General features: G+C 66.1%; 23 protein-coding genes. 16 read left to right on the top strand and 7 right to left on the bottom strand.

Annotation, left to right across the window (positions count from 1 at the left end; genetic code table 11):
- Positions 1-22 precede the first annotated feature (22 nt).
- The 5 genes from STE01S_RS08605 to trhO all read left to right on the top strand — a co-directional run bounded on the left by STE01S_RS08605 (position 23) and on the right by trhO (position 6,441).
- On the top strand, positions 23-2,119 hold the full coding sequence (locus tag STE01S_RS08605) for a malate synthase G (protein WP_062767005.1): 2,097 nt from the start codon (positions 23-25) through the stop codon (positions 2,117-2,119).
- A gap of 91 nt (positions 2,120-2,210) precedes the next feature.
- Positions 2,211-2,564, top strand: coding sequence for a Rap1a/Tai family immunity protein (locus STE01S_RS08610; protein WP_040589008.1), 354 nt, complete (start codon positions 2,211-2,213; stop codon positions 2,562-2,564).
- A gap of 14 nt (positions 2,565-2,578) precedes the next feature.
- Positions 2,579-3,490 (top strand): CDF family Co(II)/Ni(II) efflux transporter DmeF, encoded by a 912-nt coding sequence (gene dmeF / locus STE01S_RS08615; protein WP_174531831.1) that lies wholly within the window; start codon positions 2,579-2,581, stop codon positions 3,488-3,490.
- Positions 3,491-3,585: 95 nt separating this feature from the next.
- Positions 3,586-5,598 carry a GMC family oxidoreductase N-terminal domain-containing protein gene (locus STE01S_RS08620; RefSeq protein WP_062767010.1) on the top strand — a complete coding sequence of 671 codons (2,013 nt, stop codon included), beginning with the start codon at positions 3,586-3,588 and terminating at the stop codon, positions 5,596-5,598.
- 114 nt (positions 5,599-5,712) lie between these two features.
- Positions 5,713-6,441 carry an oxygen-dependent tRNA uridine(34) hydroxylase TrhO gene (gene trhO, locus STE01S_RS08625; RefSeq protein WP_082813273.1) on the top strand — a complete coding sequence of 243 codons (729 nt, stop codon included), beginning with the start codon at positions 5,713-5,715 and terminating at the stop codon, positions 6,439-6,441.
- 36 nt (positions 6,442-6,477) lie between these two features.
- Here the strand turns inward: trhO and STE01S_RS08630 are convergent, their stop codons facing one another.
- A complete protein-coding gene (locus tag STE01S_RS08630; protein ID WP_062767013.1) occupies positions 6,478-7,725 on the bottom strand; it encodes an aspartate kinase in 1,248 nt (415 codons plus the stop codon).
- A gap of 222 nt (positions 7,726-7,947) precedes the next feature.
- Here STE01S_RS08630 and ubiG point away from each other — a divergent pair, with 222 nt between their 5' ends.
- Together ubiG and STE01S_RS08640 are read left to right on the top strand one after the other, a co-directional pair.
- Positions 7,948-8,673, top strand: coding sequence for a bifunctional 2-polyprenyl-6-hydroxyphenol methylase/3-demethylubiquinol 3-O-methyltransferase UbiG (gene ubiG, locus STE01S_RS08635; protein WP_062767016.1), 726 nt, complete (start codon positions 7,948-7,950; stop codon positions 8,671-8,673).
- A gap of 214 nt (positions 8,674-8,887) precedes the next feature.
- Positions 8,888-9,400, top strand: a complete 513-nt coding sequence (locus tag STE01S_RS08640; protein WP_040589005.1) for a GNAT family N-acetyltransferase — start codon at positions 8,888-8,890, stop codon at positions 9,398-9,400.
- Between the two features lie 21 nt (positions 9,401-9,421).
- Here STE01S_RS08640 and STE01S_RS08645 read toward each other — a convergent pair whose 3' ends face one another.
- From STE01S_RS08645 to STE01S_RS08665, 5 genes are all read right to left on the bottom strand, one after another.
- Positions 9,422-9,727: a hypothetical protein gene (locus STE01S_RS08645; RefSeq protein WP_003038643.1), complete on the bottom strand. Its 306-nt coding sequence runs from the start codon at positions 9,725-9,727 to the stop codon at positions 9,422-9,424.
- Between the two features lie 43 nt (positions 9,728-9,770).
- Entirely contained in the window at positions 9,771-10,511 is a 741-nt protein-coding gene (locus STE01S_RS08650; RefSeq protein ID WP_062767019.1) for an esterase/lipase family protein, read from the bottom strand.
- Positions 10,512-10,525: 14 nt separating this feature from the next.
- Complete coding sequence (locus tag STE01S_RS08655) at positions 10,526-11,698, bottom strand: PQQ-dependent sugar dehydrogenase (protein WP_062767022.1); 1,173 nt, start codon at positions 11,696-11,698, stop codon at positions 10,526-10,528.
- Positions 11,699-11,777: 79 nt separating this feature from the next.
- On the bottom strand, positions 11,778-12,413 hold the full coding sequence (locus tag STE01S_RS08660) for a sigma-70 family RNA polymerase sigma factor (protein ID WP_058812441.1): 636 nt from the start codon (positions 12,411-12,413) through the stop codon (positions 11,778-11,780).
- Positions 12,413-12,670: a NepR family anti-sigma factor gene (locus STE01S_RS08665; RefSeq protein ID WP_058812440.1), complete on the bottom strand. Its 258-nt coding sequence runs from the start codon at positions 12,668-12,670 to the stop codon at positions 12,413-12,415. The genes STE01S_RS08660 and STE01S_RS08665 overlap by 1 nt, the downstream gene beginning before the upstream one ends.
- A gap of 165 nt (positions 12,671-12,835) precedes the next feature.
- On the opposite strand from STE01S_RS08665, the gene STE01S_RS08670 reads away from it, so the two are divergent.
- Together STE01S_RS08670 and STE01S_RS08675 are read left to right on the top strand one after the other, a co-directional pair.
- Positions 12,836-13,252: a BLUF domain-containing protein gene (locus tag STE01S_RS08670; protein ID WP_062767025.1), complete on the top strand. Its 417-nt coding sequence runs from the start codon at positions 12,836-12,838 to the stop codon at positions 13,250-13,252.
- Positions 13,253-13,306: 54 nt separating this feature from the next.
- Positions 13,307-13,963 (top strand): sigma-70 family RNA polymerase sigma factor, encoded by a 657-nt coding sequence (locus tag STE01S_RS08675; RefSeq protein WP_082657393.1) that lies wholly within the window; start codon positions 13,307-13,309, stop codon positions 13,961-13,963.
- Positions 13,964-14,526: 563 nt separating this feature from the next.
- Here STE01S_RS08675 and STE01S_RS08680 read toward each other — a convergent pair.
- Positions 14,527-15,321 carry a response regulator gene (locus STE01S_RS08680; protein WP_003052571.1) on the bottom strand — a complete coding sequence of 265 codons (795 nt, stop codon included), beginning with the start codon at positions 15,319-15,321 and terminating at the stop codon, positions 14,527-14,529.
- Between the two features lie 335 nt (positions 15,322-15,656).
- Here STE01S_RS08680 and STE01S_RS08685 point away from each other — a divergent pair, with 335 nt between their 5' ends.
- From STE01S_RS08685 to STE01S_RS08715, 7 genes are all read left to right on the top strand, one after another.
- A complete protein-coding gene (locus tag STE01S_RS08685; RefSeq protein ID WP_062767028.1) occupies positions 15,657-17,108 on the top strand; it encodes a GAF domain-containing protein in 1,452 nt (483 codons plus the stop codon).
- A gap of 51 nt (positions 17,109-17,159) precedes the next feature.
- Positions 17,160-18,410: a putative DNA modification/repair radical SAM protein gene (locus tag STE01S_RS08690; RefSeq protein ID WP_058812436.1), complete on the top strand. Its 1,251-nt coding sequence runs from the start codon at positions 17,160-17,162 to the stop codon at positions 18,408-18,410.
- On the top strand, positions 18,407-19,837 hold the full coding sequence (locus STE01S_RS08695; RefSeq protein WP_062767031.1) for a UdgX family uracil-DNA binding protein: 1,431 nt from the start codon (positions 18,407-18,409) through the stop codon (positions 19,835-19,837). Before STE01S_RS08690 ends, STE01S_RS08695 begins: the two co-directional genes overlap by 4 nt.
- Complete coding sequence (locus STE01S_RS08700) at positions 19,837-20,847, top strand: ligase-associated DNA damage response exonuclease (RefSeq protein WP_062767032.1); 1,011 nt, start codon at positions 19,837-19,839, stop codon at positions 20,845-20,847. Before STE01S_RS08695 ends, STE01S_RS08700 begins: the two co-directional genes overlap by 1 nt.
- Positions 20,844-22,562, top strand: coding sequence for a cisplatin damage response ATP-dependent DNA ligase (locus STE01S_RS08705; RefSeq protein ID WP_062767034.1), 1,719 nt, complete (start codon positions 20,844-20,846; stop codon positions 22,560-22,562). The genes STE01S_RS08700 and STE01S_RS08705 overlap by 4 nt, the downstream gene beginning before the upstream one ends.
- 89 nt (positions 22,563-22,651) lie before the next feature.
- A complete protein-coding gene (locus STE01S_RS08710; RefSeq protein WP_062767037.1) occupies positions 22,652-23,266 on the top strand; it encodes a superoxide dismutase in 615 nt (204 codons plus the stop codon).
- Between the two features lie 171 nt (positions 23,267-23,437).
- Positions 23,438-24,817, top strand: a complete 1,380-nt coding sequence (locus tag STE01S_RS08715) for an L-serine ammonia-lyase (protein ID WP_062767042.1) — start codon at positions 23,438-23,440, stop codon at positions 24,815-24,817.
- The last annotated feature ends 80 nt before the right edge of the window (positions 24,818-24,897 follow it).

Here is a 24,897-nt window from a genome sequence, read left to right on the forward strand (position 1 = left end):
GCGCTGACCAAAGGGTGCTTGAATGACTGATTTCCTCGACCGCAGCGGCCTGTCCGTCGATTCGCGTCTCGTCTCCTTCCTCGAGGAAAAGGCGATTCCGGGAACCGGCGTCGATACCGCCAAATTCTGGTCGGATTTCGCGGCGTTGCTCGGCACCTTCGCGCCCGAAAATGCCGCGCTGCTCGCGAAGCGCGAGGATTTACAGGCACAGATCGACGCCTGGCATCGGGCTCGCGAGGGGCAGGCGCATGACGCCGCAGCCTATCAGGATTTTCTGCGCGAAATCGGCTATCTCGTCCCCGAACCCGCGCCGTTTGCGGTCGGCACCGTCAATGTCGATCCCGAAATCGCGACGATGGCGGGGCCGCAGCTCGTCGTGCCGGCGCTCAATGCGCGCTTCGCATTGAACGCCGCCAATGCGCGCTGGGGCAGCCTTTACGATGCGCTGTACGGCACCGACGCGCTCGACGCGCCGCCGGCCAAGCCCGGCGGCTACGACCCCGAACGCGGCGCGGCGGTGATCGCGCGGGCGAAGGCGTTTCTCGACGAAGCCGTGCCGCTGGCGTCGGGAAGCTGGGCCGACTGGCAGGGCGGCGATCCGGTGCTGGCCGATCCGTCGCAGCTGGTGGGGCGCCGGCCGGGCGGGCTGCTGCTCCGCCACAACGGGCTGCACATCGAACTCGTGATCGATTCGAAGAGTCCGATCGGCAGCGGCGATCCCGCCGACATTGCTGACGTGGTGCTGGAAGCCGCGCTGACGACGATCATCGACCTTGAGGACAGCGTCGCGGCGGTCGATGGCGAGGACAAGACGCTCGGCTATACCAACTGGCTCGGCCTGATGCGCGGCGACCTCACCGAAAGCTTCGACAAGGGCGGCAAGACGATGACGCGCCGCATGGCGGACGACCGCGAATGGAGCGCGCCCGATGGCACGCCCTTCACGCTGCACGGGCGCAGTGTGATGTTCGTGCGCAATGTCGGCCACCTGATGACGACGCCGATGATCCGTCTCCCCGATGGATCGGAAGCGCCCGAGGGGCTGTGCGATGCGGTCATCACCAGCCTGTGCGCGCTGCACGATCTGAAAGGTCTCGGCAGCCGGACTAACAGCCGCGCGGGCAGCATCTATATCGTCAAGCCCAAGCAGCATGGGCCCGAGGAGTGCGGCTTCACCGACCGGCTGTTCGACGCGGTCGAGGATATGCTCGGCCTCGCGCGTCACACGATCAAGGTCGGCGTGATGGACGAGGAGCGCCGCACGAGCGCGAACCTTGCCGCCTGCATCGCAGCGGTGAAGGACCGGATCGTCTTCATCAACACCGGCTTCCTCGACCGCACCGGCGACGAGATCCACACCAGCATGCGTGCGGGTCCGATGATCCCGAAGGGCGAGATGAAGACCTCGGACTGGATCGCCGCTTATGAGGACCGCAACGTCCGCATCGGGCTGGCCTGTGGGCTTTCGGGTAAGGCGCAGATCGGCAAGGGCATGTGGGCGGTGCCCGACCTGATGCGCGGCATGCTCGACGCGAAGATCGGCCATCCGAAATCGGGCGCGAACACCGCTTGGGTGCCGTCGCCGACCGCCGCGACGCTGCATGCGCTGCATTATCATATGGTCGACGTGTTCGCGCGGCAGAAGGACATTGCGGGCGAGGCCGTGCCGTCGCTCGACCGGCTGCTGGCGATTCCGGTCGCGACCGGACGCAACTGGAGCGAGGCCGAGGTCGCGCGCGAACTCGACAATAATTGCCAGGGCATATTGGGCTATGTCGTGCGCTGGATCGACCAGGGCGTCGGCTGTTCGAAGGTGCCTGACATCGACGACGTCGGCCTGATGGAAGACCGCGCGACCTTGCGCATTTCGAGCCAGGCGCTCGCCAACTGGCTGGTCCACGGCGTCTGCACCGCCGAACAGGTCGATGCAGCGCTCGCGCGGATGGCGGTGAAGGTCGATGCGCAGAATGCGGGCGATCCGCTGTATGAGAAGCTGACGCCCGAGGGCATCGCCTATCAGGCCGCGCGGGCGCTGATCTTCGAAGGCGTGACGCAGCCGTCGGGCTATACCGAGCCGCTGCTGCACAAATACCGGCTGGCGAAAAAAGCCGCCGCCTGAGATTGGCAACCCCCGACCCGCGGGTTAAGTAGCCCGCGGGTCGCGATTTTTTCGGGGGAAAATTGCCATGCGTCATTCTGTTGTTTCTGCCTTGCTGGCGTCCGCTGCACTGGCACTAGCAGGGCCGGCTGCCGCCGCGCCCGACAGCACGCCGTCGAGCGGCGTGTTCAAGACCGGGCAGGAGGTCCACGATCTGTGCGTGTCCAAGGATGACGCCGATGTGTCGGCGTGCGACTATTTCATCATGGCGGTTCACGACGCGATCAAATTGTACGGCGACACGAAGATGGCCGACAGCAATCTGTGCCCGCCCGAAGGCGTGACCGCCCTCGAACTGCGCAACACTGTTCTCGCATACTGGAACGGCCGGACGACCAGCCTCAAATATTCGGCGGTCAGTTCGATCCGCAACGCGCTGTTCCAGAAATATGGCTGTAGCGAATAGGAGCCGCCGCGACCGTGGGTGAGGGCGAACACCGGCACGATTTCCTGGGCGCGTCGCACGACGCCAATGCTCGGCGCACGCTGTGGGTGGTGCTGTTGACCGCGGTGATGATGGTCGGCGAGATCGTCGCCGGTTATCTTACCGGGTCGATGGCGTTGCTCGCCGACGGCTTTCACATGGCGACGCATGCGGGGGCGTTGGGGCTGGCGGCGATCGCCTATCGCTATGCGCGCACGCACCGGCACGACCCGCGCTTCAGCTTCGGTACGGGCAAGGTCGGCGATCTGACGGGCTTTGCCTCGGCGCTGATCCTCGGCATCTTCGCGCTGGGCATCGCGGTCGAATCGACAATGCGGCTGATCGATCCGGTGGCGGTCGATTTTTCGGCCGCCGCGCTCGTCGCGGTGATCGGGCTGGTCGTCAATATCGTCAGCGCGCTGCTGCTGATGGGCGGGCATCATCATCACGATCATCATCACGCCCACGACGATCATGCGCACGGCCATCATGCGCATCATGGCGCCGACAATAATCTGAAGTCGGCCTATTTCCATGTGCTCGCCGATGCGCTGACGTCGGTGCTGGCGATCGCGGCGCTGCTGGCCGGGCGCTATCTGGGGCTGGGGTGGATGGACCCGATGATGGGGATCGTCGGCGCGCTGGTGATCGCGCGCTGGTCGTGGTCGCTGATGCGCGACACCGCCGAGGTGCTGCTCGATACCACCGACGCGACGATTGCGGCCACGCTGCGGAGCCGGATCGACACGGCGGCGGGCGTCCGGCTAACCGACCTGCACGTCTGGCGCGTCGGCCCCGATGCCTGTGCCGCGATCGTCGAGGTCGAAGGGGCGATGAGCGCGGCAGACCTGCGCGCGCGGCTCGCCGATATCCGCCAGCTCGCCCATCTGACCGTGGCGGTGCGCTGACAGGGGTGCGGCAGGGTTAATGCGGCGGCAATTCGGCGCTTGCCATCGGCGGGTTTTGGCGGATGATCCGGAGTAGCTGAAGCGGGGGACGGGCGATGTCGGCACCTTTCAATTTCGGGCAACTCAAATTTCTGAAAGCGCTGACCGAGGCGCTGTTCCACGGCGCGCCGATGGTCATCTCCGCCGATCAGGTGGTGGCGAACATCACCGAATTGTTCGCGAAGGTCGGCGGCACCAAACTTGACGAAATTCGCCTGTCGCTGACCGCGACCGAACTGGTGCTCGGCCCGCTGTTCGCGGCGGTCGATGTCGAGACGCGCGCCCACCGCATCCGCAACCGGCTGCAGAACAGTCAGATCGACCTGTTTCAGGACATGGCCCGGCTGCGCGGTATCGTTTACGCCTGCTATTACGGGCATTGGCAGCCGGGGGTCGAGGCAGGCGACCAGCAGGCGAACGCCGCCAATCCGGTGCACCAGCAGATCGGTTTCACGCTGCCCAAATTCCGCGTGCGCGGCCCCGCCGACATGGCGATCACTCGCGTCGAGGGGCGCGAGATCGATCCCGCGCATATATTGGATGCGGATACGCTGGGCGACGAATATGACGTCGTCGTCGTCGGATCGGGCGCGGGCGGCGCGGTCGCCGCGCACAATGTCGCCGCGCGCGGCTACAGGGTGCTGATCGTGGAGGCGGGCCCCTTTTATCCCTCGCCGCGCATCACGCACCACGAACTCGACATGGTGGCGCAGCTTTACAAGCATGGCGCGCTGCAAACCTCGACCAATCGCGACTTCATCGTCTTTCAGGGGCGCTGCGTCGGCGGATCGTCGACGATCAACAACGGCATCTGCCTGCGCGTCAACGAGGCGGGGCGGACGCACCCCGATGCGGTCGACGTGCTGGCCCGATGGGCGAGCATTGGCGCCCCGATCGACGCCGACGCCTTTCACGCGAGCTATGACGCGATCCGCGACCGGCTGCATATCGGGACGATCGAGGCGCGCGCCGGGCGGCATAACGGTCCCCATCTGATCAACGGCTGGCACGCCTATGCTGTGGGATCGTCGGACCCGAAGGAACAGCGCGCGGTCGCCGACTGGTTCGCGAAGAATTTTGGGCCGCCGCACACGCCGGAAGCGTGCGCCTATTGCGGCTATTGCAATTCGGGCTGCGCCTATGGCCGGCGGCTCGGCATGGCGCAGACCTATCTGCCCGACGCGTGCCGCGACCATGGCGCGCGCATCTTGCCGGAAACGAAGGTCGACCGGATCGTCTGGCAGACGAGCATCGACGGACGGCGCGAGGCCGAGGGGGTGAAGCTGATCCTGCCCGACGGCAGCCGCCGCACGGTACGCGCGCGGGTCGGCGTCGTCGTCGCGGCGGGCACCATCGCCTCGTCAAAGCTGCTCGACCGCAGCGACATCGACGGCACCGGGCATAATGTGTCGCTCAACATCGCCTCGCCTGTCGTCGCGCTGATGCCCCAAGGCGTCGGGGGCAATGCCTGGGACGAGGACCAGATGTCGAGCTACGTCGATTGCGGCGACTTCCTGCTCGAAAGCCATTTCCAGTCGCCGATGGCGATGGCGTCGCTGATGCCCGGCTGGTTTACCGATCATAGCGAGCGGATGCGCAATTATGGCCGCGTCCATTCGGCGGGCATCCTGTTTCCCGCCGACCGGCGCGGACGGGTCAAGGACGGCAAGCTGAAATTCGAACTCGACCGCGATACCGACCTGCCGCTGCTGCGCCGCGCGATGGCGACGCTGACCAAGGTGCATTTCGCCGCCGGGGCGATCGAATGCTATCCGGCGCTGACCAAGGGGCAGCGGCTGACCCCCGACATGGACATCGACAGCTTCTTCGAAACGGCGATCCGCGAATCGGACGATGTGACGCTGTCGAGCAGCCACCCGCACGGCGGCAATGCGATCAACGTCGATCCCGACGCAGGCGTGGTCGCTCCCGATTGCCGCGTCCACGGCACGACCAATGTCATCGTCACCGACGCCAGCGTCTTTCCGACCTGCATCCGCGTCAACGCGCAGTGGACGACGATGGCGATGGCGCATTACGCGACCGCGCGGCACGATCCGTTCGGTTAAGGCCGCAATCCTTGACGTGCCGAATTCGAGATGCATCCGCAGCCGGCGTAAACCGATCTGGATTGCTTCGCTTCGCTCGCAATGACGCGTTTATGACGCTAAGGGCCTGCCGTCATGACCTTCACCGTCGCCGCTCTCTATCGTTTCGCGCCGTTCGACGATCCCGCCGCGTTGCGCGCGCCCTTGCTTGATCTCTGCGCGGCCCAGGGGGTGAACGGCACCTTGCTGCTCGCGCGGGAGGGGGTGAACGGGACGATCGCGGGGAGCGCGGAGGGCATCGCCGCGGTCGTCGCACATATCCGCGCGCTGCCCGGCTGCGCCGAGCTCGACGTCAAATATTCGTCCGCCGCAGCCATGCCTTTTCAGCGGCTGAAGGTGCGGCTGAAAAAGGAAATCGTGACGATGAAGGTGACGGGGGTCGACCCGGCGCGCGAGGTGGGTGCCTATGTCGCGCCGGCGGACTGGAATGCGGTGATCGACGATCCCGACACGATCGTCATCGACACGCGCAACGATTTCGAGGTCGGCTATGGCAGTTTCGCGGGCGCGGTGAACCCGCAGACGAAAAGCTTCGGCGATTTTCCCGGCTGGTGGCGCGACCATGCCGCCGATTTCGCCGGGAAGCGCGTCGCGATGTTCTGCACCGGCGGCATTCGCTGCGAAAAATCGACCGCCTTCCTGAAAAGCGAAGGCGTCGCCGATGTCGTTCACCTGAAAGGCGGCATCCTGGCCTATCTGGAGCAGATACCGGAGGCCGACAGCCGCTGGCAGGGCAGCTGTTTCGTCTTCGACGAACGCGTCAGCGTCGGCCACGGACTGGTCGAGGTCGGCGACAAGGACTGACGGCCCGGCCGCCGAAGCCTCCCGCGCGGGCCGGAATCAGTCGGCGTCGAGGCCGTAGGCGGTGTGGAGCACGCGGACCGCGAGTTCGGTTTCATCCTCGTCGATCAGCACGCTGACCTTGATCTCGCTGGTCGAGATCGCCTGGATGTTGATGCCGCGGTCGGCGAGCGCGCGGAACATCGTGCTGGCGACGCCCGCGTGGCTCTTCATGCCGACGCCGACGACGCTGATCTTTGCGACCTTGTCGTCCGACAGGATGCGGTTGAAGCCGATCTTGTCCTTCGCGGCCTCGAGCAGGTCGATCGACCGCAAGAGATCGGCGGCGGGAACGGTGAAGGTCACGTCGGTCTCGCCCTTGTCGCGGCCGACATTCTGGATGATCATGTCGACGTTGATCCCCGCGGCGGCGAGCGGGCCGAAGATGTTGGCGACGCCGCCCGGACGGTCGGGGACGCGCGTCACAATGATCTTCGCTTCATTCTTGTCGTGGGCGATGCCGGTGATCAGCTGCCGTTCCATCTGATGTTCCTCTATTTCCTCGTCGCTGACGATCATCGTGCCTCTTTTGGGTGCCTCGTCGCCCTCGACGAAGCTGGAAAGCACCTGTACGCGCACACCCATTTTCATCGCGAGGCCGACCGAGCGCGTCTGGAGCACCTTGGCGCCGACGCTCGCGAGTTCGAGCATTTCTTCGTAGGTGACATAGTCGAGCTTGCGCGCGCGCGCGACGATGCGCGGGTCGGTGGTGTAGACGCCGTCGACATCGGTGTAGATGTCACAGCGATCGGCCTCCACCGCCGCGGCGACCGCGACGGCGCTGGTGTCCGACCCGCCGCGCCCCAGAGTCGAGATGCGGCCATCGTCCATCATCCCCTGAAAGCCCGGGATCACCGCGACCTCGCCGCGGCCCATCGCCGCGAGCAGCGCGCCCGTTTCGATGTCGAGGATGCGGGCGCGGGCATGCGCCTCTTCGGTGCGGACAGGGAGTTGCCAGCCGAGCCAGCTTCGCGCGGGAACGCCCATCGCCTGCAGCGTGAGCGCGAGCAGCCCCGACGTGATCTGTTCGCCCGCCGCGACCACGACGTCATATTCGGCAGGGTCGTAACGCGGGTTGGCCTCGCGGCAAAAATTGACGAGCCGGTCGGTCTCGCCCGCCATCGCGGAGACGACGACGGCCACCTCGTTGCCCTGCGCCACTTCGCGCGCGACGAGTTTCGCCACGGTGCGAATCCGCTCGGTGCCCGCCATCGACGTGCCCCCGAATTTCATCACGATCCGTGCCATCTCGTCCCGCCTTTTCGCAAACTGGTTTCGGCCGCAACTTCCAAGGATTTCCGCGGCGACCGCGCTGTTAGGGAAGGGGGAGCGCGATGGCAAGGCCGACAGATTATACCATCAGGATATTTTTTCTTGTCTGTTCGCAACAGGAGCGCGGGTATCCGCCGAACGATTATTCTATCCCGATAAGTCTTGTGCCGCGCCGGGCGGGGTGCCAAATCGCGCTCTATGAGCGCTACGACAATCAATCCGCACGAAGCCGCCCATTTCGGCGCGCTCGCCGCCGACTGGTGGGATCCGCACGGCTCGTCCGCCATGCTGCACAAGCTCAACCCGGTGCGCCTGTCCTATATTCGCGACCGGATCGACGCGCATTGGCTGACCGACAGCCGCGATCTGAAGCCGCTCGCCGGCAAGCGCGCGCTCGACGTCGGGTGCGGCGCGGGCCTGCTTGCAGAACCGCTTGCGCGGATGGGGGCGGCGGTGACGGGGGTCGATGCCGCACCCGAAAATATCGCCGCGGCGCGCGCGCATGCGGCCGGGCAGGGGCTGGGAATCGACTATCATGCGGGCGAACTGGCGGCACTGCCGCCCGCGACCTTCGACCTCGTCACCTCGATGGAGGTGGTCGAGCATGTGGCCGATCCGGCGGCCTTCATCGCCGAACTTGCCGCGCGCCTGGCGCCCGGCGGACTGATGATCCTGTCGACGCCCAATCGCACCGCCCTGTCGAAGCTGCTGCTCGTCGAGGCGGCCGAGCGGATCGGCGCCGTACCGCGCGGCACGCACGACTGGGACCAGCTTCTGAAGCCCGAAGAATTGACCGCGCTCCTAGCGGCGGCGGGGCTTGAAGTCGTCGACCGCACCGGCCTCGCGCCATCGGCAGCGCGCGGGTTCAAGCTCGGCGGCAGCGAAGCGCTGAACTATCTGCTCGCGGCGCAGCGCGCCGGCTGATCGCGCGCTTGATCGCGGCGCCGGCGCCTGATAGGCACCGCTGCGATGACCAACGACCGATCCCTTCGATTCAAGGCGTATTGGCGCTCCTTTACCTAAGGAGCGGCATGGCATCATTCATCATGACCATGGCCGCCGTGTCGGAAGGCGAATGGTCATTATCATGAAACCGCACCCCTCTGTCACGGCGCGCCTTTTAGAAGAGACGCTTGCGATGACAGAGACTTTGATCCGCCTCACCACCCCGCGATGCCGCATCGACCGGCTGGTCGCCGATGATGCCGCCGATCTGTGGGCGATCACCGATGCGTCGGTGACGTCGCAGGTCCATTTCCTGCCCGAACCCTTCACCAAGGACGAAGCCGCCGCGCTGATCGCGCGGTCGCGCGGCGACGATGTCTTCCACGCCGTGCGCGACGCGGCGGGGCTCGCCGGGGTCATCGGCGTCCACCGCCGCGGCGCGGGCGAATATGAGGTCGGGTACTGGTTTGCGGCGCGCGCGCGCGGGCAAGGGCTGGCGCGCGAGGCGGTCGGCGCGACGGTGCGCGAGATAGCGGCGGCGCGGCGCGGCGCGACGGTCGTCGCCGAATGCCGGCCAGGCAATGCGCGGTCCGAAGCTTTGCTGCGCGCGGTCGGCTTCGTATCGACGGGCACTGCGGGACGGCGCCCCGGGCGCGCGCTGTTCGTGTGGCGCGCGGCGCCGGGCGAGCGGATCGATGTGTGCTGAGGGTGCTGAGGGCCGGCTCGATCAGGACCCGAACGCGGCAAGGCGGCGGCGGTCGACCCAGCCGGTAGCGCAGGTCGCCCCGCGCGCGGGCACACAACTGTTGCGGCGGCTGGCATAGGCGACCCACGCCCAGCCGCCCTGTTCGCCGCACACGAGGACGCGCGTTCCAGCGCGCAGCCGGTCGGTCTTGCGCGCGGCGAGGCTGGGCGAGCGATAGACGGCGACGCGGGCGCTCTGCGCGCTGCCCGTGACGACCGCGGGCGGACAGGCGGCGGGCGCGGTGGCGCCCTGCATCGCGAGTGCGAGTGTCGCAAAGATTGTCAACATCGGCGCATTCCTTTGGCTGGCTCAGTCGCCAGCCTATCGCACATCAGCCTATCTCTTCGGTTAACGCCTTGGCAATTGCGGCGACCGACGTCGGGGCATAGGCAAAGCCCATATGCGCGCATTCGACCTCGATCTGCCGGTCGCTTTCGTGCGGCAGGCCGCGCGCGCTGTTCACCGCGACGACGCCGTCATGCTTGGACCATAAGGCAAAGGTCGGCATTTCGGGGCGCGGCGCCGGGTGGAAGTCGATGGGGGGATTGTCGACCGGGTGGCGCGCGATCAGATGATAGAGCCGCCGGGCGCGGTTGGCGCGGCGGCTGCCCGAAAAGGGCGAGCCGAGCGTGACGACGCGCGCGACCTTGTGCGGGTGGTGCTTGGCATATTCGCGCGCATAGATGCCACCGAGGCTCCAGCCGACGAGCGCGGGCGGCTGTCCGGTGCGCGCGATGATCCATTCGACGCGCGCGTCGATGCGGTCGATTATGTCGGCGGTTGCGCCGCGATTGAAGCCGAGGCCCCAGGCATAGCAGCGAAAGCCCGCGCGGCGCAGGTCGGCGCGCAGCGCCTTCGTCGACCAGTCGCCCGACAGAAATCCCGGCAGCACCATCACCGGCGGGTGGGCGCTGTCCGGATTGGGTTCGGGCGGCATCGGCCGGACGCGCCCGCCGAGCGCGCGCAGCAGCGACCCCGCCTCGCGCCAGAGCAGCGCCAGTCGCGGCGGGGCGTCGGGGTCGGGCACGCGCGCCGGCCACAGGGCACGCCGGGAGAGATAGCTGCGGATCATCGTCGGCGCGGCAGTCAGGCCTTCGGCACCAGCTTCAGCAGCTTGCCGTCCTTGCCGTCGGTCAGCAGCCAGACGCTGCCGTCGTCGCGCACCTCGACCTCGCGGATGCGGGTGCCGAAGTCCCAGCGATCGGACTTGTGCAGCGTGTCGCCGTCGATCGCCATGCGGATCAGCCCCTTGCCCGACAGCGCACCCATCAGCAGGCTGTTCTTCCAGCCGGGATAGGCGTCGCCGCCGTACCAGACGAGCCCGGCGGGCGACACGGAGGGGTTCCACCATAGCTTCGGCGCGGCAAATTCGGGGCGGGTCGGATGGTCGGGAATGTCGCGGCCGTCATAATGATCGCCGTTCGACACGATCGGATAGCCGTAATTGGCCTTTGCTGCGACCAGATTGACCTCGTCGCCGCCCTTTGGCCCCATTTCCTGATTCCACAGCCGCCCGCTGCCGTCGAACGCGAGGCCCAGGATATTGCGATGGCCGAGCGACCAGATTTGCGCGGTCACGCCGCCCTCAGCGGCAAAGGGGTTGTCGGCGGGGACGCTGCCGTCGGGGTTCAGGCGCAGGATCTTGCCGAGATTGGCCTTCATGTCCTGCGCCGGATCGAACTTCTGCCGTTCGCCCGAGCCGATGAACAAATATCGGCCATCGGGCGAGAAGGCGAGGCGGTGCGAATAATGGCCGCGGCCGGGCACTTTGGGATCCTGTTTCCAGATCACCTCGAGCCCATCGAGGCGCGGCGCGGCGCCCTGAACCAGCTTCGCCCGGCCGACGACGGCACCGGCGGTGTCGCCTGGGCCGGCTTCGGCCCAGCTCAGGTAAATGGTACCGCTCTGCGCGAAATCGGGGGCGAGGATCACATCGCCGAGGCCGCCCTGTCCGGCGTAGAGAACCGGGGGAACCCCTGCGACGTCTCGCGCGGCGCCGCCTTCTTCCCAGAGTTTGAGTTTGCCCGATTTTTCGGTGACGAGCGCGAGGCGCGTTCCGGGCAGGAAGGTCATCGCCCACGGTTCGTTGAAGGCCGCCGCTTCCTGCACCGTGAAGGGCGCATCGGCGAGCGCGGTCGCGGGCTGCGCACCCGACGTGTCGAGCGCGGCGCTGTCGGTGGCCGCGTTGCTGGGGGTTCCGGTCGAACAGGCGGCGACGGCCAGCGCGGCCGATAGCGCAAGGGCGGGGATTTTCTGCATGAAAAGGCTCGCTTTGCTGGGGAGGTGAGCGGCCAGTCTGGCGCGCCCGCCCGGAAAAGTCGAGAGGATGTGCGGCGCGTTAGCGGTTCGCGGCTTCGCGGCGCGCGGTGATTTCCTCGACGCTGTCCATGATCGCATCCATCGCCTCGCTCGCCGGAACCGCGTCCGAGCGGCGCTGCGAGAATTGGCCTCGATCCATGATCTCTTCGAGCGCGGTGCGCGCGCGCGACACGCGACTTTTCATCGTGCCGAGTGCGCAGTCGCAAATCTGCGCCGCTTCCTCATACGACATGCCGCCCGCGCCGACGAGGATCAGCGCCTCGCGCTGGTCCTGCGGTAATTCCATCAGCGCGCGCTGGAGATCGGCCATCTCGCCCGAATCTTCCTGCGACGCGGGGGTCGACAGCGTGCGCTCGACGGTTGTTTCGTCATATTCGCCGTGAAATTTGTTGCGGCGCATCTGCGAAAGGAAGGTGTTGCGCAGGATGACGAAGGTCCACGCCTTGATCGAGGTGCCGCGTTCGAAGCGCGCACGCGACGCCCACGCCTTGACCATCGTGTCCTGCGTCAGATCGTCGGCCAGATCGGGATTGCCCGACAGGCTGCGCCCATAAGCGCGCAGATGCGGGATGACGCCAGCGAGAAGCGCCTTGAATTCGCCGTCCGACAGGCTGTCATTTTCCTGCGAACGCGGCGCAGCAGCAGGGCGGGTCATCAGAGTTTCGGGCTTTTCTGATCGAGTTGGGCCAAAAGATCGAGCATCTGGTCGGGAAGCTTTTCGGCGACGACGCTGCCATAGATCATGCGCAGCTTCGCACTCACCGGCTCGGGTGACTGCCGACCGGTCAGCGTGCGATGCCACTGGTCGCTGTCCGTCCCCGGAAAGCTGCCGTTCGTGCGGCGCACGACTTCGGCTTCCTCCGCCGGGTGGGGCGGCTTGCCGTTGATCCTGTTGTCACCATGCGTAGCCATGCCGAAGCAACGAGGAAGATCGCCGCTGGTTCCCGGCAATTTCGATTTTGCGACGAATGCGTTGCCAAGGTGCCACACGCGCCCTAAGCAGGCTGGGCAGGCCCGCACGGGTTTGCGGATGGGGTCACAACGCTCCTTGAATGGGGAAGCCGGGAGTCATGTGACTTGCGATCGATTATCTATGTCAGCGTTGCGGACCCGCTGATAACGCCCGACGACATTGCCGATATTCTGGGTACGGCACGCCGCAACAATGCTCGCGATGCGCTGACCGGCGCCCTGATCTTCAACGGGCATAATTTCATGCAATTGCTGGAAGGCCCGGGCGACAAGGTCGAGGCGTGCCTCGCCGCGATCCGCGACGACCGCCGTCACAGCGGTATGGTCGAGGTGCGGCGTCGTGACATCGACCACCGCGAATTCGGCGACTGGTCGATGCTCTACGAACCCAATTTTGACGGGCATGAGGACAGTCTGAGGCGGCTGGCCGCCAACGGCCGGCTCGACCCCGTCGACGAACAGATGATGGCCAATTTCATCGCGCTTGGACGTCGCCGGCCGACGGCCGCGGTTCCCGCCTGAGCCATTGCGGCAGGGATCGCCGCTTTCCATCGACGTTTCAACGCGCTAAGCCCGATGCCAGACGCATCGAGAGATTGCCCAGATAAAGGCCCGATTATCAGCGACGACACGCCCCGACCGCTCGACGACGCCAGCTTCAAGCAGGAGCTGGCGGCGATGCTGCCGCATCTGCGCGCCTTCGGCCGCAGCCTGACGGGCAACGCCGACCTGGCCGACGATCTGGTGCAGGAAACCATGCTGAAGGCATGGAAGGCGCGCGCAAGCTATATTCCGGGGCCGTCGAGCATGAAGAGCTGGGCCTTCGTCATCCTGCGCAACTGTTTCCTGTCGCAGATGCGGCGCAAGAAATTCACCGCCGACTATGATGAGCTGGCCGCCGAACGCCTGCTCGTCGCGCCCGACGATCAGGACGACAGCCTGCACCTGTCGGACGTGCAGCGCGCGCTGATGATGCTGCCCGTCGACCAGCGCGAGGCGCTGATCCTTATCGGCGCAGGGCAATTATCCTATGAGGAAGGCGCCGACATCTGCGGCGTCGCGGTCGGCACGATGAAAAGCCGCGTCTCGCGCGCCCGGGCCGCCTTGCAGGCGATCCTTGACGGCGGCGAGATGCCGCTGCGCAGCGACGACCCGCTGCCGCCGAGCGAAGCCTTCGCGACGATCATGGGCAGCGTCGACCAACTGACAGGCGGGGGGCCATCGCCGGATTGACGGCGCCTGCGTGGCGGGTGCGGGGTTGGAAGCGGACGTTACCCACTAGCGTAAGTTAGCGAGCATCCCTCCGCACGGAGCCGTCTCATCTGAAATTCCAGAGCGCTGCGTGACTAGCACTGTTTTATTACCAATCTGGACTTGGGTCGGGAGTTTCGTTTGGTCTGCTTCCATAAACTCAACAACAAGCACAGTAGGGGACGACCACCTCAGATTCACCCCCCAGCTGCACTCGTTTCGCGTGGCTCCATATAGCGCACCTGCAGCGACGGTGTCGTCTGTTTCTGCGCGCGATGGCTTCAGTTTAATCTCGTATCCGAACGCAGTCGTTGCGCCGCCGTTCGTCTCGAACAGTATGGCGCGGGTCGTTCCGTCAGGTGAGGTAACTGGCGCGACCTCATCACTGCTGGGTTGGTCTATACAGCTGCAGAGCAGGAAAACTGTTGGTAGCAGAATGATGGGGCGCATCAGGCAAACTTGCCATGGAGCATGTATGTCCACAATCGGTCGTTTCCGGTCACTCGCTCCGTATCGGGGTGAGCGCCCCGGTGGCCAGCGAAGCCCTATGCCGCGAGTTGGGGGGTGAAGAGAAGGCTCTGGCTGATCGCGGCGCGGACCATGTTCTGGCGGAAGGGCTTGGAGATCAGGAAGGTCGGCTCGACGCGGTTGCCGGTGAGCAGCCGTTCGGGAAAGGCCGTGATGAAGATCGCCGGGACGGGGGCGATCGCCAAAATATCCTGTACCGCGTCGATCCCCGACGATCCGTCGGCAAGCTGGATGTCGGCGAGGACGAGGCCGGCCTCGGTGCGTTCGAACGCCGCGACCGCATCGTCGTGCGTCGTCGCGATCCCGGCAACCTCGTGGCCGAGTTCGCGGACGATCTGTTCAAGCTCCATCGCGATCAGCGGCTCGTCTTCGATAATCAGGACCGAGGTGCGCGATTCGCGGTCGAGATCGCCGACCGCTTCGGCGAGCAGTGTTTCGACGGTGGGGATGTCGGTGCCAGTGATCGCCGCGGCCTCGTCGGCCGAAAAACCTTCGAGCGCGGTCAGCAGGAGGATCTGGCGGCCGAGCGGCGTGATCCGGCGGAGGCGGTCGTTCGCGGCGCGCAGCACCGGGTCGAGTTCGGCGTCGCTGCCTTCGCCGTCGTCGATATAGGCGCTTTCCCAGATGCGGTGGAAACTGCGGTAGAGGTCGATACGCGTATCGGGACAGGTGCGAAATTCCTGGGGCGCCGCGACAATGACTTCCAGCGTGGTGTGGACGAAATTGTCGCCATGTTGCTGACTGCCCGTGAGCGCGCGCGCATAGCGGCGCAGGAACGGCAGATGGCCACGGATTTCTTCGCCCAAGCTCATGCAGGAACCTCCCTCTTTGAACCGATCATACGCGCCCCGCGGGGGCGGGTTCCCGGATTGACGCAAAAAAGCCCCCCCATTTTCTGCAACCACCACGCGCCTGATGCGTAGAGTCTGCCGGGACGCTACCGGATCGCCGCGTAAGTAGCAGAAAGATGGTCTTTTTCTTGCGCGCTCATTCACAAGCTTTTGCAGGGACCAGATTCATGGCACAGCGCCCCACCACGGCAATCGATGCGACGGCATCGAGCGAGGGCGCTTCGGAGAAGAGCGCGGCGGGAAAAGACGGAGGGCGGGCTTTGGCCGACGGGGGCGACGAAGGGGGTTCGAGGGACATGCGCGAGCGCGAACGCCGCCGGCTCGAGACGCTTCGCGAATACCGGATATTGGATACCGCCCCCGAACCGGCGTTCGACCGTGTCACCAAACTTGCAGCGGATTTGTTCGAGGCGCCGATCGCACTTGTTTCGCTGGTCGACGATTGCCGGCAATGGTTCAAATCCTCCTACGGCCTCGATGTGCCCGAAACGCCGCGCGAGATCAGCTTTTGCCAATATGTCGTGACCAGCGAGCAGGCGATGATCGTCGCCGATACGCTGGAGGACAGCCGTTTTCGCGGCAATCCGCTGGTCACCGACGAACCGCTGATCCGCTTTTACGCCGGCGTGCCGCTACGCGCCTATAATGGCGCGGTGCTGGGGACTTTGTGCATCATCGACCGGCGGCCGCGCGCCGATTTTGCGGACCGCGAGCGCGAACGGCTCGAGGATCTGGCGGCGATCATCATGGCCGAGGCCGACCTGCGGCGCACCGTGATGGAGCGCGACGAGGCGCGGCACATGCTGGAACGCGCGCTCGACTTTTCGTGCATTGCGACCTGGCAGTTCGACGCGCGCACCGACGAGCTCAAATGGCGCGGCGCCACCGCCGAGCTATGGGGCGCCGATTTCGAAACCGCATTGAGGACCGGCGAGGGGTTTTTCGCGCGCGTCCATCCCGAGGATCGCGACGCGGTGCGCCGCGTGCTCTATGCCTCTGTCGACAGCGGCGCGCCCTATTCGATGGAGTACCGCATCGACCATCCCGAACGCGGTGTGCGCTGGATCGCGGCGCGCGGGGACTGGGATGTGCGCCGCGACGATGCCATTCTGACCGGGATCAGCGCCGACATCACCGAACAGAAGAGCCGCCAGGAAAATGCGACGCTGTTGATGCGCGAGCTGCACCACCGGATGCGCAACCTGTTTGCAACGGTCGGCGCGATCATTTCGCTCACCAAAAATTCGGCGCGCGATGTCGACGATTATGTCGAGCGGATCAGCAGCCGGCTCGACGCGCTTAACCGTGCGCAGAACGTCCTGCTCGGCGCAAATTTCATGACCGGATCGATACACGCGCTGATGCGCGAGGTCGAAGCCGCCTTTCCGCGCGTGCGCTGGTCGGGCCCCGACCTGCTGCTGCCCGAAAATGCGCTGGTGGCGATGGCGCTGCTGTTCAACGAACTGGCAACCAATGCGGTCAAGCATGGCGCGTTGACCGGCGCGCGCGGGCAGGTCGATGTCAGCTGGAGCCAGGATCCCGAAGGCAGCGAGCCGCGCCTGTTCCGGCTCGACTGGACCGAAAGCGGCGGCGATGCGCCGATCGGTCCGCCCGATCGCACCAGCTTTGGCACGCTGCTGATGGAGCGCAGCGTCCGGAACAATCTGGGGGGCACGATTACGCGGCACTGGAACCCCGAGGGCCTGCGCGTCGAGATATCGCTGCCCGCCAAATGGCGCGAAGCCTGAAACGCGACGAGGCGATTTGTTCCTAAAATGTTCTCGTGTTAAACGGGTGGCATGTCGGGAAAATCGATTCTGCAAAAGCTCGCGATCCTCGCCGATGCGGCGAAATATGATGCCTCCTGCGCCTCCTCGGGAACGGTGCGGCGCGATTCCACCGCGACCAAGGGCATCGGTTCGACCGAAGGCATGGGCATATGCCACAGCTATGCGCCGGACGGCCGTTGCATTTCGCTGCTCAAGATACTGCTGACCAATTTCTGCGTTTATGACTGCCGCTTCTGCATCAACCGGGCGTCGAGCAATGTCGCGCGCGCGCGTTTCGATCCGCAGGAGGTCGTGCGGCTGACACTCGATTTCTACAAGCGCAACTATATCGAGGGGCTGTTCCTGTCGTCGGGGATCATCCGGTCCGAAGACTATACAATGGAGCAGCTGGTCGAGGTCGCGCGGCTGCTGCGCGAGGAGCATCGCTTTCAGGGCTATATCCATTTGAAGACGATCGCGGGCGCCGATCCCGCGCTGATCGCGCTTGCCGGCATCTATGCCGACCGGCTGTCGACCAATGTCGAACTGCCGACCGAGGCGGGACTGGCGAGCTTTGCGCCCGAAAAGAAGCCCGGCGTTATTCGCAAGACGATGGCATCGGTGCGCACGCGCGAGGCCGACGTCCTCGACGCCGCGAAGGGACGGCTGATCGGCAAGGCACCGCCGCCGCGCTTTGCGCCTGCCGGGCAATCGACGCAGATGATCGTCGGCGCCGACGGCGCGCGCGACGACGACATCCTGCACGCGGCGACCAACCTCTATTCGGGCTATCGGCTGCGCCGCGTCTATTATTCGGCCTATAGTCCCATTCCCGACGCGAGCAGCGACCTGCCCCCCGTGCGGCCGCCGCTGATGCGTGAGCACCGCCTGTATCAGGCCGACTGGCTGCTGCGCTTCTATGGCTTCGAGCGCGCCGAGATCATGGCGGGCGGGCGCGGCGGTATGCTCGACCTGGCGATCGATCCCAAGCTTGCGTGGGCGCTTCAGCAGCGCGAGAGCTTTCCCGTCGACATCAACCGGGCGCCGCGCGAACTGCTGCTCCGCGTGCCCGGTCTTGGCACGCGCGCGGTCGACCGCATCGTGGCGGCGCGGCGGCTGGGCAAGGTGCGGCTCGGCGACCTCGCCAAGCTGACGGCGTCGGTTAAAAAGCTGCTGCCCTTCATCGTCACGCCCGACTGGCGGCCGGGCAAGCTCACCGACAGTGCCGACCTGCGCGCCCGCTTCGCGCCGCCCGCGGAACAACTGACGCTGGCGCTGTGAGGGAGGTCGTCCTCGAAACGCCCGGCGATTTCGGCGAATGGCGCCGCGCCGCGCGCAGCCTGCTGGCGGACGGGATTGCGCCCGAGGACATCAGCTGGCGCGGCGGCGGCGAGGGCGCATCGCTGTTCGGCGAGGCCGCAGCGGTGCTGCCGCCGTCCGGCGCGCTCAGCCTGCCGCGCGAGCTGGTTGCGATCGCCGAGCGGGTGATCTGTTACCGCGATGCCGCGGTGCCCGCTCGTCTTTACCGCGTCCTTTGGCGCGCGTTGCAAGACCGTCGGCTGCTTGAACGGCGCACCGACGCCGATGTCGACTGGCTGATGAAGGCCGACAAGGCGATCCGCCGCGACGTTCACAAGATGCACGCCTTCGTGCGGTTCCGGCGGCTGGGCGAGGATGGCGAGCGCGAGCGCTTCGCGGCGTGGTTCGAGCCCGCGCACCGCATCCTGCGGCTGACCGCCCCCTTTTTCCAGCGCCGCTTCACCGGCATGGACTGGGCGATCGTCACCCCCGATGCGCGCGCGATCTGGGAAGGCGAGCGGCTGCGTTACGGCCCCGGCGGGACGCGGGACGAAGTGCCGGAGAGCGATGTGGTCGAGGATCAATGGCGCACCTATTATGGCGCGATCTTCAACCCCGCGCGCGTCAAGATCGCCGCGATGCGCGCCGAAATGCCGAAAAAATATTGGCATAACCTGCCCGAGGCACAGGATATTGCGCCGTTGCTGGCAGGCGCCGAGGCGCGCGTGGAACGGATGCGCGCGGTGGCCGTTTCGGCTGCGAATGCGCGAACGGAGAAATGGCGCAAACGCGTGACCGACGACGACGCCTCGACCGAAGCCCTTGATACGCTTGACGCGATCGCGCGCGCGCTCGATCGCTGCACGCGCTGTCCGCTCTATTGCGACGCGACGCAGGCGGTCGCGGGCGAGGGGCCGGAGACGGCGCGGATCATGCTGGTCGGCGAACAGCCCGGCGATCAGGAGGATTTGCAGGGACGGCCCTTCGTCGGCCCGGCAGGGCAAGTGCTGAACGAAGCGCTCGACGAAGCGGGCATGGACCGACGGCGGCTGTTTCTGACCAACGCGGTCAAGCATTTCAAATTCGAACCGCGCGGCAAGCGAAGGTTGCACCAGAATCCGACGGCTGCCGAGATCGACTTGTGCCGCTGGTGGCTCGACAAGGAGCGCGCGCTGGTCCGGCCCGACGTGATCGTGACGCTGGGCGGCAGCGCCCTGCGCGGGGTGACGGGGCGAAGCGCGACGATCGCGTCGATGCGCGGGTCGGTGCATGAATTGGAGGGCGGCACGAAGCTGATCGCGACGGTCCATCCGTCGTTCCTGCTCCGCCTGCCCGACCGCGACCGCGCGGCCAAGGAGCGCGACATGTTCGTCGCCGACCTGATCCGCGCGCGAAAGCTGGCCGCCTGATGCCCGGCGCTAGCTGGATCCAGCCGCACCCGAGCGGCATCTATGTGAAGCCCGCCGACTTGTGGATCGATCCGTCGCGTCCGGTTGCGCTCGCTGCGGTGACGCACGGCCACGCCGACCATGCGCGCAGCGGGCATGGATCGGTCTTCGCGACGCCGGAGACGCTCGCGATCATGGCCCTGCGCTATGGCGTCGATGCCGAGGCGAGCCATAATCAGGCCTTTGCCTATGGCGACGGGTTCGAGCGCGGCGGGGTGCGGTTCAGCTTCCATCCCGCCGGCCATGTGCTCGGCAGCGCGCAGATATTGATGGAGTATCGCGGCGAGCGGATCGTCGTCACCGGCGATTACAAGCGCCGGGCCGACCCGACCTGCGCACCGTTCGAGGTGGTGCCGTGCGATATTTTCGTGACGGAGGCGACCTTTGGCCTGCCGGTGTTCCGGCACCCGCCGACTGGGGATGAGATCGCCAAGCTGATCGGCGCGGTGCGTGCCGAGCCCGACCGCGCGATACTCGTCGGCGCCTATGCGCTCGGCAAGGCGCAGCGGGTGATCGCCGAACTTCGCGGCGCGGGCTGGGATGCGCCGATCTATATTCACGGCGCGCTCGAACGGATGTGCGCGCTCTATGCTGCGCACGGCGTCGATCTGGGCGAATTGCGGCTGGTATCCGAAACCGACAAGGCGGCGATGGCGGGGCAGATCGTCATTGCCCCGCCGTCCGCGCTCAACGACCGCTGGTCGCGGCGGCTCCCCGATCCTGTCACCGCAATGGCGTCGGGCTGGATGCGCGTGCGCCAACGCGCGCGGCAACGGATGGTCGAACTGCCGCTCGTCATCTCCGACCATGCCGACTGGGACGAACTGACCGCGACGATAGCCGAGGTGAACCCCACGGAAAGCTGGATCACCCACGGCAGCGAGGACGGCCTCTTGCGCTGGTGCGAACTCACCCAGCGCAAGGCGCGCGCGCTGCACCTCGTCGGCCGCGACCTGGAGGAGGAGGCGTGAAGCGCTTCGCCGCCCTGATCGACCGGCTGATTTACACGCGCTCGCGCAACAGCAAGCTGGCGCTGATCGTCGATTATCTGAAGCATACGCCCGATCCCGATCGCGGCTGGGCGCTTGCGGCGTTGACCGAGGCGCTCGACTTTCCGGCGGTGAAGGCGGGGACAGTGCGGACGCTGCTCGCGACGCGCGTGGATGAAGAGCTGTTCCGGCTGTCGCGGCATTTCGTCGGCGATACGGCGGAGACGGCGGCGCTGTTGTGGCCTGATTCAGACAACCGGACAGAAACAATCCGTATCCCCGAGCGAAGCCGAGGGGCTCTTTCGAGCGCAGCGAGAATATCGGGCGTTGCGGCCTCGACTTCGCTCGGCATGGCCCCTCGGCTTCGCTCGGGGGTGCGGGATTCGGACACTGCGCAACCTTCACTCTCGGTATCCGAAGCCGTCGGCGCGCTGGCCGCCGCCAGTCGCAGCGATGCGCCCGCGATCGTCGCCGCATTGCTCGACCGGCTCGACGCCGACGGGCGTTATGCGCTGCTCAAACTGGCTTTGGGCGGGATGCGCGTCGGGGTGTCGGCGCGGCTGGCGAAACAGGCTTTTGCACAGGCGTTCGGCGTGCCGGTCGACGATGTCGAGGAGCTGTGGCACGCGATCCCGCCGCCCTATGCGCCGCTGTTCGCCTGGGGTGAGGGATGGGCGCCGCGTCCCGACCTTGCCGACGTCGCCTTCTTTCGGCCCTTCATGCTCGCGCATCCGCTCGAGGAAGAGGATGTCGATCTCGCTGACTTCGCCGCCGAATGGAAATGGGACGGCATCCGGGTCCAGATCGTGCGTGCCGCCGGCGAGACGCGTATCTATAGCCGTGGCGGCGAGGAAATCAGCGGCGCCTTCCCCGAACTGGTCGCGGCCTTCGATCAGGAGGCGGTGATCGACGGCGAATTGCTCGTGCGCGGCGAGGTTCAGGGCGGGCCAGAAACACAGGGAGGGGCGGCGAGCTTCAACGCGCTGCAACAGCGGCTGGGGCGCAAGACCGTGTCGAAAAAGATGCTCGCCGATTATCCAGCCTTCGTGCGCGTCTACGACCTGCTTGGCGTCGATGGCGATGATTTGCGCGCCCTGCCGTGGACCGAGCGGCGGCGGCAGTTGGAGGCCTTCGTGCCGCGGCTGGCCGCCAGCCATTTCGACCTGTCGCCGCTCATCGCGGCCGAAGATTTCAATGCACTCGCCGATCTGCGCGCCGGCGCGCGCGACGCCGCGATCGAAGGGGTGATGCTCAAGCGGCGTGATGCCCCGTATGTTGCCGGGCGAAGGGCGGGGCTGTGGTACAAATGGAAACGCGACCCGCTGACCGCCGATTGCGTGATGATGTATGCGCAGCGCGGCAACGGGCGCCGCGCCAGCTTCTATTCGGATTATACCTTCGGCTGCTGGACCGAGGCGGGCGAATTGCTGCCGGTGGGCAAGGCCTATTCGGGCTTCACCGACGCGGAGCTGAAGTGGCTCGACAAGTTCGTGCGCGACAACACGGTCGATCGCTTCGGCCCGGTGCGCGAGGTCCAAAAGACGCTGGTGCTCGAGGTCGCCTTCGATTCGATCCACGCATCGAAGCGCCACAAATCGGGGCTGGCGATGCGTTTCCCGCGCATCGCGCGCATCCGGCGCGACAAGCTGGCGGAGGAAGCCGACCGGATCGCGACGCTGCGCGGCATGGTGACGTAAAAATAACGCCAGAATTCGTCGTCACGGGGTTGCAACTCGCGTCAAACATACCGAGTTACACCCCCGAACACCAAAAAAAGGAGACTGCCATGACAATCGCTTTTCCGCCGCTGCCCTATGCCGAGGACGCGCTGGCGCCGCATATTTCGGCCGACACGCTCGCGACGCATCATGGCAAGCATCACAAGGCCTATGTCGACAAGACCAATGCCGCGATCGAAGGCACCGACCTCGCCGACAAGAGCCTGGAAGAAATCATCCACCATGCCGAAGGATCGGGCAACAAGGGGCTGTTCAACAACAGCGCCCAGTCGTGGAACCACGCTTTCTACTGGAACTGCCTGTCGCCGACCAAGACCGCACCGTCGGGCGATCTCGCCGCGGCGATCGACCGCGACTTCGGGTCGCTGGACGATCTCAAGAAGAAGCTGAAGGACACGGCGGTCAACCATTTCGCCTCGGGCTGGGCGTGGCTGGTCGCCAAGGACGGCAAGCTGTCGGTCACCGACACGCATGACGCCGGCACCGAAGTGACCGCCGGCATCAAGCCGCTGCTCGTCATCGACGTGTGGGAACATGCCTATTACATCGACCGCAAGAACCTGCGCCCGGCCTACGTCGATGCGGTGGTCGACGAACTGCTCAACTGGGATTTCGCCGCCGAGAATCTGGCGCGCGACGGCGCCTGGACCTATCCGGCGTAATTTCCCGTCAAAGAAAAGGCCGTGCGTCCCCGCGAAGGCGGGGACCCATCTCCGGTCGGTGCTATTTTTCGCCCACGGATGATGGACCCCCGCCTTCGCGGGGGCACACGGCTTTCGACGTCAGGGCATTGGCTTCTGTCATAAGACTATTTCCTCGCCTATAGGCGCGGCATGACGATCAGCCTCTTCGAACTTTTCAAAATCGGTGTCGGGCCATCGAGCTCGCATACCGTCGGACCGATGGTTGCGGCGCGGCGCTTCACCGTCTGGCTCGACGAACGCGGCCTGCTCGGCAAGGCGGCGCATGTCGAGGCCGATCTCTATGGCTCGCTTGCGCTGACGGGGAAGGGGCACGCGGCCGATACCGCAGTGGTCGCCGGGCTGGCGGGCGAAATCCCGGCCGAAACCAGCCTCGCTGCGATCAAGGCGCATTGGGACCGCGCCGAGAATGAGGGCTTTCTTTATCTGCTCGGCCGCCAGCGCGTCCGCTTTCAACCGGCGCGCGACCTGCATTTCCAGATGAAGCAGCGCCAGCCTTTTCACAGCAACGCCCTGAGCTTCACCGCGCGCGACGGCGATGGCGAGATACTGGCCAAGCGCATGTATTTCTCGATCGGCGGCGGTTTCGTCGTCGACGAGGAGGAGGCGGGACGCAACAGCCGCGGCGCCGAGGATGAGGTGACGCTGCCTTTCGCCTTCACCTCGGGCGCCGACCTCCTCAGCATGGGCGCGGCGTCGGGCAAGAGTTTTGCCGAAATGATGCTCGACAACGAGCTGGTGCACCGCAGCGTCGAACAGGTCGAGGCCGGGCTCGACCAGATCGCCGCGGCGATGGACGCGTCGATCGATGCGGGCTGCTGCAGCACGGGCACGCTGCCCGGCGGCCTCAAGGTCAAGCGCCGCGCGCCGCAGATCGCCGCCGACATCCGCGAACGGCATGAGGCGAACCTGTCCGATCCGATGGCGATGATGGACTGGATCAACCTGTGGGCGATGGCGGTGAACGAGGAAAATGCCGCGGGCGGCAAGGTCGTCACCGCGCCCACCAATGGCGCGGCGGGGATCATCCCGGCGGTGATCCGCTATTACCGGCGCAGCTATCGCGGCGACGCGGCGGGGGTGCGCACCTTCCTGCTCGCCGCGGGCGCGGTCGGCGCGCTTTACAAACGCAACGCCAGCATCTCGGGCGCCGAGGTCGGCTGCCAAGGCGAGGTCGGCGTCGCCTGTTCGATGGCGGCGGCGGGGCTCACCGCAGCGCTCGGCGGCACCAACGCGCAGGTCGAGAATGCCGCCGAGATCGGCATGGAGCATAATCTGGGTCTCACCTGCGACCCGATCGGCGGGCTGGTCCAGATCCCGTGCATCGAGCGCAACGCGATGGGCGCGATCAAGGCGATCGACGCGAGCCGCATCGCGATGATCGGCGACGGCACGCACGTCGTCAGCCTCGACACGGTGATCGCGACGATGCTGCAAACGGGCCGCGACATGCGCGACAAATACAAGGAAACGTCGAAGGGCGGGCTGGCGGTCAGCGTGGTGGAGTGTTGATGGCCTGATCCTCCCTGCCGCGACGCGGTGGGGAGGTGGCAGCGCGAAGCGCTGACGGAGGGGCAATGGCGCGACGTCGC

This window comes from Sphingopyxis terrae subsp. terrae NBRC 15098, from assembly GCF_001598815.1.
GTDB lineage: Bacteria > Pseudomonadota > Alphaproteobacteria > Sphingomonadales > Sphingomonadaceae > Sphingopyxis > Sphingopyxis terrae.